This window comes from Thomasclavelia saccharogumia DSM 17460, assembly GCF_000686665.1.
GTDB classification, from domain to species: domain Bacteria; phylum Bacillota_I; class Bacilli_A; order Erysipelotrichales; family Coprobacillaceae; genus Thomasclavelia; species Thomasclavelia saccharogumia.
On record NZ_JMLH01000015.1, the window covers coordinates 37,074 to 54,571 of the forward strand.

General features: G+C 30.0%; 20 protein-coding genes and 1 pseudogene. 13 read left to right on the forward strand and 8 right to left on the reverse strand.

The window, feature by feature from the left end; translation table 11 throughout:
• Window positions 1–558: 558 nt before the first annotated feature.
• A complete protein-coding gene (gene gdhA / locus BR82_RS0105030; RefSeq protein ID WP_027089300.1) occupies window positions 559–1,902 on the reverse strand; it encodes an NADP-specific glutamate dehydrogenase in 1,344 nt (447 codons plus the stop codon).
• Between the two features lie 567 nt (window positions 1,903–2,469).
• Here gdhA and BR82_RS0105035 point away from each other — a divergent pair.
• Genes BR82_RS0105035 through BR82_RS16275 form a run of 10 tightly spaced genes read left to right on the forward strand, consistent with a single transcriptional unit; the run spans window position 2,470 to window position 9,949 of the window.
• Window positions 2,470–3,450 (forward strand): ATP phosphoribosyltransferase regulatory subunit, encoded by a 981-nt coding sequence (locus BR82_RS0105035; protein WP_027089301.1) that lies wholly within the window; start codon window positions 2,470–2,472, stop codon window positions 3,448–3,450.
• Window positions 3,443–4,078, forward strand: coding sequence for an ATP phosphoribosyltransferase (gene hisG / locus BR82_RS0105040; RefSeq protein WP_027089302.1), 636 nt, complete (start codon window positions 3,443–3,445; stop codon window positions 4,076–4,078). Before BR82_RS0105035 ends, hisG begins: the two co-directional genes overlap by 8 nt.
• Entirely contained in the window at window positions 4,072–5,370 is a 1,299-nt protein-coding gene (gene hisD, locus BR82_RS0105045) for a histidinol dehydrogenase (RefSeq protein ID WP_027089303.1), read from the forward strand. The genes hisG and hisD overlap by 7 nt, the downstream gene beginning before the upstream one ends.
• Window positions 5,371–5,372: 2 nt before the next feature.
• Window positions 5,373–5,960: an imidazoleglycerol-phosphate dehydratase HisB gene (gene hisB / locus BR82_RS0105050; protein ID WP_027089304.1), complete on the forward strand. Its 588-nt coding sequence runs from the start codon at window positions 5,373–5,375 to the stop codon at window positions 5,958–5,960.
• A gap of 12 nt (window positions 5,961–5,972) precedes the next feature.
• Window positions 5,973–6,581 (forward strand): imidazole glycerol phosphate synthase subunit HisH, encoded by a 609-nt coding sequence (gene hisH, locus BR82_RS0105055; RefSeq protein WP_027089305.1) that lies wholly within the window; start codon window positions 5,973–5,975, stop codon window positions 6,579–6,581.
• A complete protein-coding gene (gene hisA / locus BR82_RS0105060) occupies window positions 6,575–7,300 on the forward strand; it encodes a 1-(5-phosphoribosyl)-5-[(5-phosphoribosylamino)methylideneamino]imidazole-4-carboxamide isomerase (protein WP_027089306.1) in 726 nt (241 codons plus the stop codon). Before hisH ends, hisA begins: the two co-directional genes overlap by 7 nt.
• Complete coding sequence (gene hisF, locus BR82_RS0105065; RefSeq protein ID WP_027089307.1) at window positions 7,282–8,046, forward strand: imidazole glycerol phosphate synthase subunit HisF; 765 nt, start codon at window positions 7,282–7,284, stop codon at window positions 8,044–8,046. The genes hisA and hisF overlap by 19 nt, the downstream gene beginning before the upstream one ends.
• On the forward strand, window positions 8,046–8,684 hold the full coding sequence (gene hisIE / locus BR82_RS0105070; RefSeq protein WP_027089308.1) for a bifunctional phosphoribosyl-AMP cyclohydrolase/phosphoribosyl-ATP diphosphatase HisIE: 639 nt from the start codon (window positions 8,046–8,048) through the stop codon (window positions 8,682–8,684). Before hisF ends, hisIE begins: the two co-directional genes overlap by 1 nt.
• Window positions 8,685–8,715: 31 nt before the next feature.
• Window positions 8,716–9,501: a histidinol-phosphatase HisJ family protein gene (locus tag BR82_RS0105075; protein WP_027089309.1), complete on the forward strand. Its 786-nt coding sequence runs from the start codon at window positions 8,716–8,718 to the stop codon at window positions 9,499–9,501.
• A gap of 1 nt (window position 9,502) precedes the next feature.
• Window positions 9,503–9,949, forward strand: coding sequence for an HAD domain-containing protein (locus tag BR82_RS16275; protein ID WP_027089310.1), 447 nt, complete (start codon window positions 9,503–9,505; stop codon window positions 9,947–9,949).
• 236 nt (window positions 9,950–10,185) lie between these two features.
• On the opposite strand, the gene BR82_RS0105085 is transcribed toward BR82_RS16275, so the two are convergent.
• A complete protein-coding gene (locus tag BR82_RS0105085) occupies window positions 10,186–11,355 on the reverse strand; it encodes an iron-containing alcohol dehydrogenase (protein ID WP_027089311.1) in 1,170 nt (389 codons plus the stop codon).
• A 136-nt stretch (window positions 11,356–11,491) separates the two neighbouring features.
• Between BR82_RS0105085 and BR82_RS0105090 the strand changes: the two genes are divergently transcribed.
• From BR82_RS0105090 to BR82_RS0105105, 3 genes are all read left to right on the forward strand, one after another.
• On the forward strand, window positions 11,492–11,929 hold the full coding sequence (locus tag BR82_RS0105090) for a MerR family transcriptional regulator (RefSeq protein WP_024722069.1): 438 nt from the start codon (window positions 11,492–11,494) through the stop codon (window positions 11,927–11,929).
• A gap of 414 nt (window positions 11,930–12,343) precedes the next feature.
• The gene (locus BR82_RS0105100) at window positions 12,344–12,691 is read left to right on the forward strand and encodes a hypothetical protein (RefSeq protein WP_024722068.1); all 348 of its coding nucleotides are present in this window, start codon (window positions 12,344–12,346) and stop codon (window positions 12,689–12,691) included.
• A 1-nt stretch (window position 12,692) separates the two neighbouring features.
• Window positions 12,693–13,859, forward strand: coding sequence for a cation diffusion facilitator family transporter (locus tag BR82_RS0105105; protein WP_027089312.1), 1,167 nt, complete (start codon window positions 12,693–12,695; stop codon window positions 13,857–13,859).
• Window positions 13,860–13,902: 43 nt separating this feature from the next.
• Here BR82_RS0105105 and BR82_RS0105110 read toward each other — a convergent pair whose 3' ends face one another.
• From BR82_RS0105110 to BR82_RS17240, 6 genes and pseudogenes are all read right to left on the reverse strand, one after another.
• The gene (locus tag BR82_RS0105110) at window positions 13,903–15,075 is read right to left on the reverse strand and encodes an ABC transporter permease (protein WP_027089313.1); all 1,173 of its coding nucleotides are present in this window, start codon (window positions 15,073–15,075) and stop codon (window positions 13,903–13,905) included.
• Window positions 15,068–15,799, reverse strand: a complete 732-nt coding sequence (locus BR82_RS0105115; RefSeq protein ID WP_027089314.1) for an ABC transporter ATP-binding protein — start codon at window positions 15,797–15,799, stop codon at window positions 15,068–15,070. Before BR82_RS0105115 ends, BR82_RS0105110 begins: the two co-directional genes overlap by 8 nt.
• Window positions 15,800–15,851: 52 nt before the next feature.
• A complete protein-coding gene (locus BR82_RS0105120) occupies window positions 15,852–16,319 on the reverse strand; it encodes a hypothetical protein (RefSeq protein WP_027089315.1) in 468 nt (155 codons plus the stop codon).
• Window positions 16,312–16,521: a helix-turn-helix transcriptional regulator gene (locus tag BR82_RS0105125; protein ID WP_024722063.1), complete on the reverse strand. Its 210-nt coding sequence runs from the start codon at window positions 16,519–16,521 to the stop codon at window positions 16,312–16,314. The genes BR82_RS0105120 and BR82_RS0105125 overlap by 8 nt, the downstream gene beginning before the upstream one ends.
• A 92-nt stretch (window positions 16,522–16,613) precedes the next feature.
• Window positions 16,614–16,895 carry a nucleotide pyrophosphohydrolase gene (locus BR82_RS0105130; protein WP_027089316.1) on the reverse strand — a complete coding sequence of 94 codons (282 nt, stop codon included), beginning with the start codon at window positions 16,893–16,895 and terminating at the stop codon, window positions 16,614–16,616.
• Window positions 16,876–17,498: pseudogene (locus tag BR82_RS17240) on the reverse strand (hypothetical protein); the annotation flags it as partial. The pseudogene BR82_RS17240 and the gene BR82_RS0105130, both read right to left, overlap by 20 nt.

Consider the following 17,498-nt stretch of genomic DNA (forward strand, 5'->3'; position numbering starts at 1 on the left):
AAGTTTTTAAGCAAAAAATAGATATGATCAAGTGATAAAGAAAAAGTTTTTATTAGCTAATATCCAAACAAAATTAAGGAAGTTTTAATTATCGGCAATGAAGTTAATACTTCCTTTTGCATTTTTTAGAAAACAAAAAATCTGAGAAGATAAATATTATACAGTATATATTTTTTATGTGTAAATTCACTGTTTCAATTGTGCTGGTATTGATATTCACAAAATTCTTATATTGGCATCATGAACAAGAAAACTCGTGGAAATGAGTATATTAAAGAAGATTTTTTCTATAATCATAGAAATTGACTTATTGAACATGAATATTTTAATGTCCTTGAGATTGAGGCTAAAATGAATATTGTTCTTATTTAAAAGTAAGAAAATCGATAAGAAAGATTTCGAATGGATTTGATGTATCATTGATTCAAAATATTCCTAAATAATATTATGTTTTTAATAAGTCTGAACTTATTTTTAAGTGCGCCTTTTTTTGTTGTCGTTGGATTCAATTATTTGAAATTATAAAAGCGTTAATCACAAGATCAACGCTTTTATTGATTAATAGATTCCTTGAGAAATCATTGCAGCTACGACTTTTTCAAATCCTGCAATATTTGCTCCTTTAATTAAATCATAACCTAGACCATATTTTTCAGCTGCAGCAACAGAAGAGTTATGAATATCGATCATAATGTTATGAAGCTTTTCATCAACTTCTTTTGCAGTCCAGTTATAGCGCATAGAGTTTTGAGACATTTCTAATGCCGATACGGCAACTCCACCAGCATTAGCTGCTTTAGCAGGTCCTAAAGTTCCACCATTAGCTAAGAAATAATGAACACCTTCAGGAGTAGTTGGCATATTAGCTCCTTCAATAATATATTTAACTCCATTAGCAATTAATTGTTTAGCTTCTTTTTCACCAATTTCATTTTGAGTAGCACAAGGGAAAGCCATATCTACTTTTAATCCCCATGGTTTTTCACCTGGATAGAATTCACATCCAAACTTTTCAGCATAATCTTTTAATTTAACATCATTAGATTCACGAATTTTACATAAGAAATCAATTTTTTCATCTGTTGTAATTCCTTCAGGATCATATACATATCCATCGCGTCCAGAAATGGATACTACTTTAGCTCCATATTCTCTAGCTTTTAAACAAACTCCCCAAGCTACATTTCCATATCCTGAACATGCAATAGTTTTACCTTCATAGCTATCGTTGAAATGAGCTAAAACTTCTTTACCGTAGTATACAGCTCCAAACCCTGTTGCTTCAGGTCTGATCAAACTTCCCCCATAAGGTAATGGTTTACCAGTTAGTACACCATTTTCATAAGCCCCTCTAATACGTTTATATTGACCATATAAATAACCGATTTCACGGGCACCTGTACCAATATCCCCTGCAGGTACATCAACATCAGGTCCAATATGACGATATAGTTCTGTCATGAAACTTTGACAGAAACGCATGATTTCGTTATCAGATTTTCCTTGTGGATCAAAATCAGATCCTCCTTTACCACCACCAATAGGTAAAGTAGTTAATGAATTTTTAAAGATTTGTTCGAATCCTAAAAATTTAATAATGCTTAAGTTAACGCTTGGGTGTAATCTTAAACCACCTTTGTATGGACCAATTGCACTTGAAAATTGAACTCTATATCCACGGTTAACTTGTACTTGACCATTATCATCCATCCATGGTACTTTAAACATTAGAGTTCGTTCTGGTTCAACTAATCTTTCTAAGATTGCCTGTTTTTCATATTCTGGATGAGCTTCGATAACTGGTTTTAAGCTCTCTAATACTTCTTCAACTGCTTGAATAAACTCAGGTTGATCAGCATTTTTTTCTTTTACTTGATTTAACACTTTAGTAATGTAATCCATTTGTATATTCCTCCTTGTTACAAATAATATAATACTATTAATCTAATAATAAATAAATTTTTTAAGAAAAATATATTATAAATAAAAATAATTGTTATTTCATTTATAAAATACCGTATTTTTATATTAGCTTTTTTGCAAAGAATTAATAGTAAAATGATTTATAGAAAACATAAAAAAGATATTATTCTGCTTAAGATTTCTTAGAAGTAATGATATTTTATTAAATAATTAATATAGATGAAGTAATTGATTATTTTATTTTTAAATCAATAATTAGGATTTTCTAAAATGAATAATTTAATAATAAAAAGAATGTTTAAAAGTGATAATTTTATCTTTTCATTTATTAAAAGATATGATATATTGTATACAATGAGAGGTGTTTAATATGAATATAAAAGCAAACTTACAATTACATCACCATCATTGGATTGCCTAGGGTTTTATCGACTAATGATACAACCCATTTTGTATTAAATATTAATTGGGTGTATCTAATGACAATATACTTTAGCGAGTCATTAGTAAATGACTCGTTTTTTTATAACTAAAGGGGGAAATAAAATGGAAGAATTTAAGTATTTAATACCAGAAGAAAGTATTGATGCAATTATTACTAATGTATCAGAATTAAGAAAAATTGAAAATAGTTTGCGAAATATCTTTGCTAAAAATCATTATAATGAAGTATTGATGCCGTCTTTTGAATATGTAGATCTATATACTCAATTAGATTGTGGTTTTGAACAAGAAAAGATGTTCCAATATATTAATCATGAAGGTAAAAATGTGGCCATGCGCTGTGATTTTACGATTCCACTAGCACGTTTTTATTCAACGAATAACTATGATGAAAAAGAAGCACGGTATTGTTATTTTGGAAAAGTTTATCGTAAAGAAACAATGCATAAAGGACGTTCTAGTGAGTTTTTTCAAGGTGGAGTCGAATTGATCAATAAACCGGGGCTTGCTGGAGATAAGGAATGTTTAAGTATGATTCAGGAATCTTTACCACATCTAGGATTAAAAAATATTTTAGTAGAAATCGGTTCGGCTCAGTTTTTTAATCGTTTATGTACGCTTGTTGGTAATAGAGCAGCAGAATTAACAGAAATATTAAAATTTAGAGATATTAGTAGAATGAAAAAATTTGTTGCTGATAATGATTTTGATCAAGACTTAAATGCTTTATTATTAAAACTTCCAACAGCGTTTGGGGATATTAAATTATTAGATACAGCAATTGAAAGTATTAATGATCAAGTAATGTTGAAGGCATTAGAACAGTTAAAAGAGCTATATAATTCATTAGATAATCAAGAAAGTATTATTTTTGATTTAGGGATGGTTCCAACGATGAAATATTATACAGGTTTAATGATAAAAGGATATAGCGATAAAAGCGCTCAGCCAATTATTTCAGGGGGAAGATATGATGATTTATTGCCAAGATTTAATAAAGATGTTGGAGCGATTGGTTTTTGTTATCATATGAATCATATTTTAAAAGCACTTGATAAACAGGGGGAAGATGATAATGATTAAAATAGCAATTACTAAAGGAAGAATTGAAAAACAAGTTTGTAAATTATTGGAAAAAGCGGGTTTTGATATGGAACCAATTTTTAATAAAGATCGTGAGCTGCTGATTGCAACTAAAGACGGCATTGAGATGATCTTTGGTAAAGCTAATGATGTAGTTACTTTTTTAGAACATGGAATTGTTGATGTAGGTTTTGTTGGTAAAGATACGCTTGATGATGTTGATTTTGAAGATTATTACGAATTATTAGATCTAAATATTGGTAAGTGTTATTTTGCCGTAGCAGCATATCCTGAATATCGTAATAAGAAGTTTGAACGTAGAAAGAAGATTGCCAGTAAATATACGAAAGTTGCTAAAAGCTACTTTGCAAAAAAGCAGGAAGATGTGGAAATTATTAAATTAGAAGGTTCTGTTGAATTAGGACCAGTGACGGGAATTAGTGATGCAATCGTTGATATTGTAGAAACGGGTTCAACTTTAAAAGCTAACGGTTTGGAAGTGATTGAAAAGATCAGTGATATTTCAACGAGATTGATTGTTAATAAAGTAAGTTTTAAATTTAAAAAAGATGAAATTATGAATTTAGTTACTAAATTAGAGACAGTTACGGAGGATAAAAAATGTTAAAGATAATTGATTATAAAGGTAATTTAGAAGCAGTAGCCGCTAAGTTAGATAGCCGTAAAGAAAGTGTTAATAAAGAAGTAAATGATATTGTATTAAAAATTATCGAAGATATTAATATGCGTGGTGATGAAGCATTATATGAATATTGTTTAAAATTTGATGGTTATAAAATTACAGATGAAAATGATTTGATCGTAAGTGAAGCTGAAAAAGAAGAAGCTTTAAAACAAATAGACGCTAATTATATGCGGATCTTAGAGCGAACAAAAAATCAAATCATTGAATTTCATAAAAATCAAATTGATAAATCATGGTCTTTATATAAAGATAATGGAGTAATTATGGGACAGATGGTTCGTCCAATTGAAAGAGTAGCTTTGTATGTGCCAGGGGGAACAGCTAGCTATCCTTCAACTGTATTAATGAATGCCTTACCAGCTAAACTAGCCGGTGTTAAAGATCTAGTAATTATTACACCGGTTAAAGAAGATGGCAAAGTAAATCCAATAATTGTTGCAGCAGCTAAAGTCAGTGGTGTTGATACAATTTACAAATTTGGCGGGGCTCAGGGGGTCGTAGCGATCGCTCATGGAACTCAGACAATAAAAAAAGTTGATAAGATCGTTGGTCCAGGAAATATTTTTGTCGCAACCGCTAAGAAGTTAAGTTATGGTTTAGTTGATATTGATATGGTAGCAGGACCTAGTGAAGTTTTAGTTATTGCCGATGAAAACGCTAATCCTAAATATATTGCTGCCGATTTAATGAGTCAGGCAGAACATGATAAATTAGCTAGTGCCCTGCTTGTTACCACAAGTAGAGAGTTAGTAGCTAAGGTAAATGATGAATTAAAACGACAAATTACATATTTATCAAGAAAAGAAATCATTGAAGAATCGTTGACTAATTATGGTGGTGCTATTATCGTTAATAACTTAGATGAGGCCTTTACAGTTTCTAATTATTTAGCACCAGAGCATTTAGAAGTCTTAGTTGCTGATCCGATTAATACATTACCAAAGATAAAAAATGCTGGTTCGATCTTTTTAGGTGAATATTCACCCGAACCATTAGGGGACTATATGAGTGGAACTAATCACGTTTTACCAACAGGGGGAACTGCTAAATTCTATTCGGCTCTGGGGGTATATGATTTTGTTAAATATTCATCTTATAGCTATTATCCTAAAAATGTTTTAGGTGATTTTAAAGATGATGTTATTGAATTTGCTAAAAGCGAGGGATTAGACGGACACGCTAATTCAATTGCAGTAAGATTTGAGGAGGAATAGTTGTGCGAATTGGTAAAATAGAGCGAGAAACAAAGGAAACAAAAATTTTAGTTCAGTTAGATTTAGATGGTGAAGGTAAAAGTGAAATAAATACCGGAATTGGCTTTTTTGATCATATGTTAACATTATTAGCTTTTCATGGTAACTTTGACTTGATCGTGAAATGTAATGGAGATCTTGAGGTAGATACCCATCATACAATTGAAGATCTAGGAATTGCTTTAGGAACCTGTTTAAAAGAAGCGTTAGGTGATAAATTAGGAATTACTCGTTATGGGGCTTTTACGATTCCTATGGATGAAACACTTGTGACAACTAATCTGGATATTAGTGGTCGACCATTTCTCGTTTTTAATGTAAATCTAACTTGTGAAAGAGTTGGTACTTTTGAAACAGAGATGGCAGAAGAGTTTTTTAGAGCTTTTGCTTTTAATTCATTGATTACTTTACATATTAATGAACATTATGGTATCAATAATCATCATATTATTGAAGCTGTATTTAAAAGCCTAGGTCGCGCTTTAAAACAAGCTGTTAGTATTGATGAAAATAATAAAAATAAAGTAGTCTCATCAAAAGGAGTACTGTAAGGAGGAATATTAATGGTAGTTATCATTGATTATAATATTGGTAATTTAAGCAGTGTTACTTCAGCTTTAAAAAGAATTGGTGTTGAAGCAATCGTTTCGCGTGATAAAGAGATCATTAAAGGGGCAAAAGCTATTGTTTTACCTGGGGTTGGTACTTTTCCTGTAGCCATGAATAATTTAAAGAAATATGATTTGATCGATGTTTTAAATGAATGTAAGGATAAAGGAACACCAATATTAGGAATTTGTTTAGGAATGCAGATATTGTTCGAAAAAGGTTATGAAGTAGAGGAAACTAAAGGATTAGGGTTTTTAAATGGTGAAGTAGAATTTATGGATATTGATGAAAAAGTTCCTCACATGGGCTGGAATCAATTACATTTTAATCAAGAACACCTGATCTTAAAGAATATTCATGAAAATGATGATGTTTATTTTGTTCATTCATATATGGCAAAATGTCCCGATGAACAGTTGATCGCATATAGTGATTATGGTGATACAAAAGTAACGGCTCTGGTAGCTAAAGATAATGTTATTGGCTGCCAGTTTCATCCGGAAAAAAGCGGTACTGTAGGGAAACAAATATTATTAGCGTTTAAGGAGATGATCGAATGTTAATTATTCCAGCAATAGATTTAAAAGATGGCCAAGCAGTAAGACTGTTTAAAGGGGATTATCAACAAAAAACAGTTTACAGCAATAAACCTGAAGATTTAGCTAAAGCATTTGAAAAGATGGGCGCAAAATTGCTTCATGTTGTTGATCTAGATGGGGCTAAAGATGGTAAATGTGTTAATCTTGAAACAATTAAAAAAATAAAACAAAATACCTCAATGCAAGTAGAACTTGGCGGGGGAATCAGAAATATGAAAACAGTTGCTTTATATTTAGATGAGGTAGGAATCGACCGCGTAATTTTAGGAACAGCAGCTATCAATGATCCTGATTTTCTTAAAAGAGCATTAGCTGTATATGGACCAGATAAAATTGTTGTTGGGGTCGATGTTAAAAACGGTTATGTTTCAACTTCAGGCTGGTTAGAAACGAGTAATGTACCATATTTAGATTTTATTAAAGAATTAGAAAAATTGGGTGTTAAATATATCGTTGCAACTGATATTAGTAAAGATGGAACTTTACAAGGACCAAATTTTGAAATGTATGAAATGATCGCGAAAACTTCAACAATTAACTTTGTTGTTTCAGGTGGAATCAAAGATGTTCAAAATATTAAAGATGCAGCTAGTAAAAATTATTATGCCTGCATTGTTGGTAAAGCTTATTATGAAGGTAAAGTTGATTTAAAGGAGGTTATTTCATGCTTACAAAACGAATAATTCCTTGTTTAGATATTAAAAATGGTAAGGTAGTAAAAGGAATCAATTTTGTGGGATTAAAAGATGTTGGCGATCCCATCGAATTAGCTAAACGTTATGATGAGCAGTGTGCTGATGAAGTCGTGTTTTTGGATATTACAGCAAGTTATGAACAGCGCGATATTATCAAAGACTTGATTGAACGTGGCGCAAGTGAGTTATCAATTCCTTTAGCAGTTGGTGGCGGAATCAGGAGTCTTGAAGATTTTAGAACGATCTTAGCTTGTGGTGCTGATAAAGTATCAGTTAATTCAGCGGCTATCGCTGATCCTAATTTAATTAAGGAAGCTGCTGATGAATTTGGGGTTCAGTGCGTGGTCGTGGCTATTGATGCTAAAAAGCGTGATAATGACGGTTATGATGTCTATGTCAAAGGGGGGCGTGAAAATACGGGAATTGATTTAATTGAATGGGTAACTAAATGTGAAAAGTTAGGAGCTGGAGAAATTCTTTTAACTTCAATGGATGCTGATGGAACTAAAGCTGGTTATGATATTGATATGATCAATGCTGTATGTGATGCTGTCGATATTCCTGTTATTGCTAGTGGCGGTTGTGGTAGTATTCAAGATATTGTTGATGTTTTTAAAAAGACTAACTGTGATGCAGCATTAGTGGCTTCACTGTTCCATTTTGGTGAAGCTACAGTCGAAGATGTTCGCATCGAATTAAGAAAACATGGTATAAACGTAAGGAGAGCAATGTAATGAAACCAGATTTTAAAAAGATGGCGTTAATTCCTGCGATTGTTCAGGATTATAAAACGAATGAAGTATTGATGTTAGCTTATGTTAATGAAGAAGCATATCAGAGGATGCTGGAAACGAAGCAGACTTGTTTCTATTCACGAAGTCGTAATGAGTTATGGCATAAAGGAGAGACTTCGGGACATTTTCAAAATATTAAAGGAATGTATTTAGATTGTGATCTTGATACATTATTGATCTATGTTGAGCAAATTGGAGCTGCTTGTCATACTGGGGCATATTCTTGCTTTTTTAACGAAATAATGCCATATGATAATACTAATATTTTTAGAAGCTTAGAAACCTTGATAGAAGACCGTAAATTAAATCCGGTTGAAAAATCTTATACTAATTATTTATTAGATCAAGGTGTTGATAAGATTTGTAAAAAAGTTGGTGAGGAAGCTAGTGAAACGATCATTGCTGCCAAAAATACAAATAAAGATGAATTAGTAGGAGAAATTAGTGATTTGTTTTATCATGTTTTTGTATTAATGAACAATCAGGGTGTTACTCTTGATGATATTGAAAACAAGTTAAAAGCCCGTCATAAAATTACAGGAAATAAAAAGGATTTTCACACTAGAGGTAATTATTGATCTATAATATTTAAAAATAAAGGAGAATTTTATGAGAGCAATTGATTATCATATGCATACCTGCTTTTCTGGGGATAGTGAAGCAGATCCTAGAGAGCATGTAAAACAGGCTATTTTAATGGGGTTAGATGAAATTTGTTTTACTGATCATCGAGATTTTGATTATCCTATCGATTCTTTTGATTTAGATATTGAAAAATATTATCAAATGATCATGGCTTTAAAAGAAGAGTTTAAAGATGAAATTAAAATAAAATGGGGCATTGAAATTGGTTTAGATATGAATCATCAAAAAGAGATCAACGAGTTGATTGATCGCTATCCTTTTGATTTCGTGATCGGTTCGATTCATGTTATTGATCATACTGAATTTTATTATGGTGATTTTTTTAATGGATTATCAAAAGAACAGGCGCATCGTTATTTTTTTGAAGAAACGTTGAGGTGTGTTAAGAATTTTGATTGTTTTAACGTTTTAGGACATTTAGATTATATTATGCGTTATGGTCCTTATGAAAATAAAATGATCGATCATGATAAATATCAAGATCTTATTGATGAGATATTTAAAACGTTAATAGCTAAAAATAAAGGAATTGAGGTAAACACATCGGGGTATGCTTTATTAAAAACATGTGGATTTCCTAATTTTGAACAAGTTAAGCGTTATTATGATTTAGGTGGACGAATTATTACGATCGGAACTGATAGTCATACAAGTGATCGGGTTGGTGAACATGTTGAAGATGTTAAAATAAATTTAGAAAAAATTGGTTTTAAAGATGTAACTACTTTTACTAATAGAAAATGTGATTAAAATGTTGGAAAGAACTATTTATATCTTTTTGGATGTTGATGGTGTTTTAAATAATCATCAAGCTCGAAAGAAATATCGTGGTCGTGAGATGAGAATAATTTGTGATGATAATTTGTTACAATTTGTTGAGCTGATAAATAAAATTAAAGATAAGTATTTAATTGTGTTAACTTCTACCTGGCGTTATTCTATTGATAGTATAAATATCTTAAAAAAAGCATTAAATAAGTATAATTTAAAATTATCTAATTGTTTAGATATCGCACAATCTAAAACGCGAGGAAAAATAATTATGGAATATTGTCAACAAAGAAATATTTTATATGATGATATTATAATTATTGATGATAGTGATATTGTTGAACTACCAGAGCGGTTAATTAAGTGTGATTATAACTGCGGTTTAACAAATAATGAAGTAAAAAAAGCTTTAATGCTTTTAAAATAAATATTTAAGTGGTTAATATTATACTTTTTATAATTAGTAAAGCTGATTAGCAGTATAAAAGTTTATTATTAATGATTGTAATAAGAAGATAATTTATTAATTAAAATTTTACTTATAGATCATTATAGGTAAGTATTATTTTTAATGATTTGTTGTATCAAAAAAGCAATGTTCAGTATTTAACTGATGCATTGCTTTTTCAGTAAATTAATTTATCAAGTTTAAATAAATATTTATTATAAACTTTCTTTTAAAATATTAATAATTTCTTCACGATCAAGGATTTTATAACCACCTGGCATAATAGCTGTAACATCTGCAATATCCTCTATCATATCTTTGTTTGCACCAAGTTCTGTGATATTCATAACAAGTCCAAGTTCTTTCATCCAATTTTCCATTGCTTTTAGGCCTTCTAAAGCAATTTCTTCTTTATTCTTTTCATCTGTTTTAATATCCCAAACATTTGTTGCAAATCTTACAAACTTGTCTAAACCATAAGGCATAATATATTTATAATAAGGAAGTGAAACTGCTGCTAAAGTCATTCCATGTGTAGCATTTGTATAGCCACCAACAGCCTGTCCTAACATATGTACCATCCAGTCGGTTGATTTGCCTTTAGCAATCAAAGTATTTAGTGCCCATGTTGCAATCCACATAATATTACTTCTTGCTTCATAATTGTTCGGATCTTTAATAGCAATGCGACTTGAGTGAATGAGTGACTTCATTAAGCCTTCGCTAATATAATCACTGGTATTATTATCTGTTCCAGAAAAATATTGTTCACAAATATGGTTGAAAATATCATAAATACCAGAAACCATTTGATAGTATGGTAAAGATAATGTGTATTTTGGATTAAGAATAGAGAATTTTGGCATAATAGCCTCATCTGCAAAAACGTGTCCAATTTTTTGTTTTGTTTGTTGATTAGTTATAACAGCACCTGAATTCATTTCTGATCCTGTTCCAGCCATTGTTAAAATGCAGCCAACAGGAATTATTTCACAGTCCGGTTCTTCAAAACGTAAATAATATTTTTCCCATGGATCTTCTGTACAATTTACTGATACGGAAACAGCTTTTGCATAATCACACACTGAGCCGCCACCTACAGCTAAAAGTAAATCGGCATGATGATTTCTTGCAATTTCGATACCCTCGTATAATTTTTTTAGAGTGGGATTTGGCATAACTCCAGAAATTTCAACAATATTTTTTTTGCTTTTTTTCAATATTTCTATAACTGCATCGTAGATACCATTTTTTTTCACGGAACCGCCACCATAAATTAATACGATATTGTTGCCATATTTTAGAAGTTCTGTATTTAAATAATCTAAAGAGTTTTCACCAAAATAAAGTTTTGTTGGATTACAGTATGAAAAATTTCCTAACATAATTTAATTTCCTCCTATTTATCATTAATTTTAAGCAGAATATTTGACATTTATGTTCTACTCTGATAAGATTTTAACATCTAAACCTAACTTTAGGTCAATATTAAAATAAAAAATTATGCAAGGGGTGATAATTATGTATACTATAGGACAAGTTTCAAAAAAGTTTGGTTTGCCTATTTCTACATTACGATACTATGATAAAGAAGGCTTATTTCCAAATATGCAACGAATTTCTGGAATTAGAAAATTTGATGAAAAGGAAATTGAAGCTATACGGATAATTGAATGTTTAAAAAAATCAGGTATGGAAATTAAAGATATTAAACTTTTTATGGAATTATGTGTACAAGGAAGTGAAACTTATTTACAGCGTAAGGAATTATTTTTAAAGCAAAAAGAAATTTTAGAAGCAGAAATAAAACGAATGAATCAAGCTCTTGATATGATTATATTTAAATGCTGGTATTATGATCAGGCAATTAAAGATGGTAATGAAGATCGTGTTTCTTCGATGAGGCCAGAAGATATGCCAGAGTTAATTCAACAGGCTTATGAAAATGCTCATCAATAAAAATATTGGGGAATTTGAGTTAGTCATTAATTTTGAAGGATTGATTAAAATGAACTTGATTTTTGAAGAGATAGAATGATTATAATTGATAATAATTTACAAGCTATAAAAAGCAGGTGCTTTTAATTAGTATAAATAGATAATATTTTAGATAAATTTTGTTTTTTATTATATTTTGGATAGTTTGTTTTTTATAGAGTAAAATATCTCTTGGTTTAATTAAGATTTAAGCTTTTTTTATTAAATGAAATAAGTTGTTTTTTCGATAAAAAGAGCCATTAAAATAGGTTTATGAAGATAAAATTTTGTTTTTAATTTGTATGGTTTTAATTTATATATAAAATTTAAAAAGATTTGAGATATTATTATTGAGTTTATGATATAATGGGTAGTATAACGTTTGGAGGTATAGATATGGAATTATATAGTAAAGAATTATTAAAAAAGTTAAAAGATACAATTAGTGATGATGGTTATTATATGCCAAAAATATTATTTAATAGTAATAAATATGTAAATATTCGTTTAGAAACAAAGCTTGCTTATGTAGCTTTGTTGGATACTTTATTAAAAAAACCTGTTTTTAATCAAAGTAATTTGGCTTTATTGAAAGCTGATAATCCTGTAATAGGGAAGACATTAGCTATTTTAGCTAATAAAGAAGTTGATCAGGAAAAGGTTAATAAGTATTTAAATGAATTAAGTGAAGCTAATTTAATTGAAATTAATAAACAAGATATTTATATATATCATTTAGATTAAAATGTTTAAAATTTTAGCGAAAAAGTTCATTAAGAACTATACAGATTATAAAAGTTCCAAAGTAAGAGAGCAATATGGAACGCTTTGTTCAATTATTTCGATTGGATGCAATATTGTTTTAGTTATCTTTAAACTTACAATGGGAGTTATTACAAATAGTATTGCGATCCAGGCAGATGGATTGAACAATTTATCTGATGTTGGTAGTAATTTAGCTTCATTATTTGGCTTTAAATTAGCTAATAAGCATCCTGATTCAGAACATCCTTATGGTCATGGACGAATGGAATATGTTGCTGGTTTGATTATTGCTTTTTTAATCTTATTAGTTGGTTTTCAGGCTTTAAAAGATTCAATTTTAAAAATAATTGCTCCGCAAAAAGTAACTTTTACAGTAGTTGCAGTAATTATTTTGGTTGTTTCGATTTTAATTAAACTTTGGATGGCATCATTTAATCGTTATGCTTCAAAAAAGATAAATTCAGCAACATTATTAGCAGCTAGTCAGGATAGTTTAAATGATGTATTAGCAACTACGGCAACTTTATGTTCCTTGATTTTATCTTTATATACAGATTTACCTGTTGATGGAATAATGGGAACAATTGTTTCTATTATTGTGTTAAAAGCGGGAATTGAAATATTTAAAGATACCGTAAATCCGTTATTAGGCATGGCACCAGATAGGGAACTGATCAAAGATATTGAACAGTATATTTTATCATTTCCTGAAGCTTTAGGAATTCATGATTTGATGATGCATGATTATGGTCCAGGTAGAAGATTTTTATCATTACATGTTGAAGTTGATCGTAATGATGATATTATGGCAGCTCATGATGCTATTGATGTTATCGAAAGAGCAGTTTTGGAGAAATATCATATTTTAACGACGATTCATATGGATCCTGTTGATTTCAATGATACTTTAACTAATGAATTAAGAAAAAAAGTTATAAAAATAGTTAAAGAAATTAATAATGAATATAGTATTCATGATTTTCGAATTGTTTCAGGGACAACGCACACTAATTTGATTTTTGATGTTTTGATTCCTTCAAATGATCAAATAGAGCATAAGATTTTAAAAGAACAGATAGATGGAAAACTTAAAGCTATTGATCCTAGCTACTATACAATAATTCAGATTGAACATAGTTATGTATAAGAAAAGACTTAAAATTATTTTCATAATTTTAAGTCTTTATTAATTATGCTCTAAAAATTACTTCTTCTTTTTCATACATCATCTTAGCACCAATCATTGAAACTATTACATAAACAACAGACCAGCCAATCGTCATATATAGATGAGTATAATTTAATTGATTAAAGATGATTTCTTTAATAACAATAACTACATTTAAAATTGGAATATTCATCATCGCAGTAGAAACAGAACTTGGTTCCATGTACATTGTGACTACTGAAAGAAGTACGGGAATCAAAGTTACTGGAGTCAAATAAGTGTTCGCTTCTTTTAATGAACGAGCATAAGTTGATACTAAAAGCATTACTGCGGAAATAAAAACTACGTATAAAACAGCTAATAAAATAATCAACAGCATGCTTTGAATTGATAAATCGATCGTAATAGCCATAGTATCACTCATTCCAAATTTTAATGCAAGGAGTAAACCAACAGCAGATAAAATAGATGTAATAGTTCCAAATGTTGCGGTAACGATCAGTTTACCAATCAAAATCGAACTTCTGGAAATACTGGTTGAAAGTAATGGTTCTAAAGTACCACGTTCCTTTTCACCAGCACCTAAGTCTGTAGCAATCGGAACGATCCCAGAACCAGAATAGCCAATGATCATCATGGGAATCAACATTCCTAACATCATTAATGATAGGCTGTCAACATCATCATCTTTAGCATGTTCATTGTAAGTAAAGGGCTGGAGAATATTACTAGAGAGATTGTTGGTTTCTAAATATGAAGCTAAATAACTGTTTTGATAAGTGCTAAAAATGTTTTGAACGGTACTAATAGCAGTTAAAGCACGTTGTGAAGTAGTATCATAATACAGATCAACTTCAGGAGTCGTACCTTCAATTAGCGATTTATTAATATTTTTAGCTATGATATAAGCAGTAATTTTACCATCATAAGCATCATTAATAGGATCATTACTATCTAATAATTCATAAATACCAGCTTCTTTGAAAATTGCTGTAATTTCAGGATCATTTGTATCTAAAACAATTTTATATTTATTATCTTCACTAGGAGTTGCCATGTCGCTGACTGATGAAAAGATAAAAGTAAATAGTAATGGCATAATAATAATAGGAATAACAAATGTCATTAATAATGTTTTACGATCCCTTAAAATATCTTTAAACTCTTTTTTTACGATCGTCATGATATTATTCATTACTTTCACCTCCAATACATTCGATAAATAGTTCTTCAAGATTATCTTTTTGATAATCTTTTTTTAATTGATCGATTGTACCACTGGCAACGATCTTACCTTTATGGATAATAATAATGCGATCACAAAGTTTCTCTGTTTCATACATATTATGACTCGAAAAAACGATAGCTTTATTTTCTTTTTTACATTTTAAAATAAAATCATGAATAAGTTTACTGGACATAACATCAAGTCCAGTAGTTGGTTCATCGAATAGCATGACATCAGGATGATGAATAATGCTGCGTGCTAATGAAACTTTTTGCTTCATACCACGACTGTATTTACCAACAGGGCGATCTATATAATCGACCATTTCTAAATCGTGAGATATCTGATCAACGGCATTTGCAGCTTCTTCATCACTCATCCCATTTAATTTAGCAAAATAGGTCATGTTTTCTCTTCCCGTTAAACGATCATATAGGGCCACATCACCCCCGAATAGAATCCCAATTTTTTCTCTGATTTTGTTTGGATTGTCAATTATGTTGTCTTCATCAATAAACGCATTTCCGCTAGTAGGTTTAAGCATCGTGGCAATCATCCGTAAAGTTGTTGTTTTCCCAGCACCATTTTCCCCAAGCAGACCAATAATTTCTCCTTGATCAACTTCAAAAGAAACATTTTCAACAGCGTTAATTTTTTTAAATGTTTTAGTTAAATTTTCAACTTTTAACATTTTATTTCCTCCCTTTTAATAAGCAATACAATGGTTTAAATTAAAGAAAAGCTTAATATCTTTTATTGTAATAGATATATAATCCCATACGTATCATTGCTATTACAAAAATACATAAAGTAATCCCAATTAATAAATCAAAACTGTAAAGAGGAGCAACTATTGAAAGTAATGCTAGTATAATTATTTCAATCGTAAAACTAAAATTACTACCAATTTTATCAGCAATAAATAATTTTCGTTCATCATGATCATTAATATATTTATTAATTAATCTTGTTTCATTTTTGGCAATAAAATGATTAGAAATCAAATTGATGCATGGTAAAACAAGCAAAGTAAAAGATAGACCAGTTTGATAGCCGCGCACATAATCAATATGTGGTTTATTCACTAAATTTACCGTTAAGATACCTGTAAAAGATAATCCAGTTAATATCAAGGATGTAATTATTAGAGCAATCATCCAATAATTATTTTTCCTTAAATCTTTACGGGCTAAGACAATTTGATTATTCATTTTTAAGTTCCTCCTCAAAACAAAATACATCTTCAATTGTCAAATCAAAATATTTGGCAATTTTATATGCTAATAGTAAAGAAGCAGTATATTTGCCTACCTCAATTGAGGTAATTGTCTGTCGGGTTACCCCGACAGACCTTGCTAGTTCCTCTTGGGATATTTTGCGTGCTTTTCTAAGTTCAGGAATTCTAGTTTTCATTATATCACTCCATTTTGCAAAGTTCACTTTACAATTATAGTATAGTAAGCTTTGCAATATTTGTCAAGGATACTTTGCAAAAGTAAAATATCTCAATCTTTAATTGGATATTTTTGACAATTTTTAATTAACTTTTGTTCAACTATTTCTTCAATATCAAGATTTAATGAATACGCTAACTGAAAGCAATAAATCATCACATCAGCAAGTTCCTCACTAACTTGATTTATATCATAATTATTATCCCATTGAATACATTCAAGTAATTCACTAGCTTCAATAACAATACTTTTGATTAAGCTATCAGGATAATTTAATTGATCCCAATTTCTCTTTTGCACAAATTCAATAATTTTATTTTCTAATTCTTTCATTATATTCCCCATCTACTTTTTGCTTTAATTTTTCAAAATCTGTTTCTTCAAATATATATTCATATATTAGTTCTAATTGCTTTTCATTTAAGCCTTCTACCCATTTTGAATAATCTTTTTGGTAACGCTTTTTTAACATTTTTATACAGCGATTACGTTTTTCTCGTTCAACACCTTGTTCAATGCCTTGTTTGATTCCTTCTTCGATTCTTTTAGCCGTCTTTTCTTCACGTTCCATCTCTAACGATTCAGTTCTAAGCTTCGCTAACGCTAACTGATTCGCTAATGACCATATCGGCTCATTACTTCTAAACTTGTCATACATCTTTATCACCATCTCCACGATATCTTCTTCTCTTTCCTTCATTATAGCAGGATATTCATTTTTTATAAACAAATAACATAATCTTTCCAAATCATCTAATCCTGCGATTCCCTTTTCTTTGATGAGCTTATCGATATGTCTCATCTTAATAAAATAACGGTAATTAAGATTACTTTTTTCTACCTCTCCCTGGTCATCTCGAAACGCATATTCTTTGATCAGACGATCATCATCTTCATTGATAAAGATGATTTGATATACCGGTCTTAACTGATGAT

Excerpts from the sequence above, each read along its gene's own strand:
- gdhA (WP_027089300.1), bottom strand. The coding sequence starts at position 1,902 with ATGGATTACATTACTAAAGTGTTAAATCAAGTAAAAGAAAAAAATGCT.
- BR82_RS0105035 (WP_027089301.1), top strand. The coding sequence starts at position 2,470 with ATGGAAGAATTTAAGTATTTAATACCAGAAGAAAGTATTGATGCAATT.
- hisG (WP_027089302.1), top strand. The coding sequence starts at position 3,443 with ATGATTAAAATAGCAATTACTAAAGGAAGAATTGAAAAACAAGTTTGT.
- hisD (WP_027089303.1), top strand. The coding sequence starts at position 4,072 with ATGTTAAAGATAATTGATTATAAAGGTAATTTAGAAGCAGTAGCCGCT.
- hisH (WP_027089305.1), top strand. The coding sequence starts at position 5,973 with ATGGTAGTTATCATTGATTATAATATTGGTAATTTAAGCAGTGTTACT.
- hisA (WP_027089306.1), top strand. The coding sequence starts at position 6,575 with ATGTTAATTATTCCAGCAATAGATTTAAAAGATGGCCAAGCAGTAAGA.
- hisF (WP_027089307.1), top strand. The coding sequence starts at position 7,282 with ATGCTTACAAAACGAATAATTCCTTGTTTAGATATTAAAAATGGTAAG.
- hisIE (WP_027089308.1), top strand. The coding sequence starts at position 8,046 with ATGAAACCAGATTTTAAAAAGATGGCGTTAATTCCTGCGATTGTTCAG.
- BR82_RS0105075 (WP_027089309.1), top strand. The coding sequence starts at position 8,716 with ATGAGAGCAATTGATTATCATATGCATACCTGCTTTTCTGGGGATAGT.
- BR82_RS16275 (WP_027089310.1), top strand. The coding sequence starts at position 9,503 with ATGTTGGAAAGAACTATTTATATCTTTTTGGATGTTGATGGTGTTTTA.
- BR82_RS0105085 (WP_027089311.1), bottom strand. The coding sequence starts at position 11,355 with ATGTTAGGAAATTTTTCATACTGTAATCCAACAAAACTTTATTTTGGT.
- BR82_RS0105090 (WP_024722069.1), top strand. The coding sequence starts at position 11,492 with ATGTATACTATAGGACAAGTTTCAAAAAAGTTTGGTTTGCCTATTTCT.
- BR82_RS0105100 (WP_024722068.1), top strand. The coding sequence starts at position 12,344 with ATGGAATTATATAGTAAAGAATTATTAAAAAAGTTAAAAGATACAATT.
- BR82_RS0105105 (WP_027089312.1), top strand. The coding sequence starts at position 12,693 with ATGTTTAAAATTTTAGCGAAAAAGTTCATTAAGAACTATACAGATTAT.
- BR82_RS0105110 (WP_027089313.1), bottom strand. The coding sequence starts at position 15,075 with ATGAATAATATCATGACGATCGTAAAAAAAGAGTTTAAAGATATTTTA.
- BR82_RS0105115 (WP_027089314.1), bottom strand. The coding sequence starts at position 15,799 with ATGTTAAAAGTTGAAAATTTAACTAAAACATTTAAAAAAATTAACGCT.
- BR82_RS0105120 (WP_027089315.1), bottom strand. The coding sequence starts at position 16,319 with ATGAATAATCAAATTGTCTTAGCCCGTAAAGATTTAAGGAAAAATAAT.
- BR82_RS0105125 (WP_024722063.1), bottom strand. The coding sequence starts at position 16,521 with ATGAAAACTAGAATTCCTGAACTTAGAAAAGCACGCAAAATATCCCAA.
- BR82_RS0105130 (WP_027089316.1), bottom strand. The coding sequence starts at position 16,895 with ATGAAAGAATTAGAAAATAAAATTATTGAATTTGTGCAAAAGAGAAAT.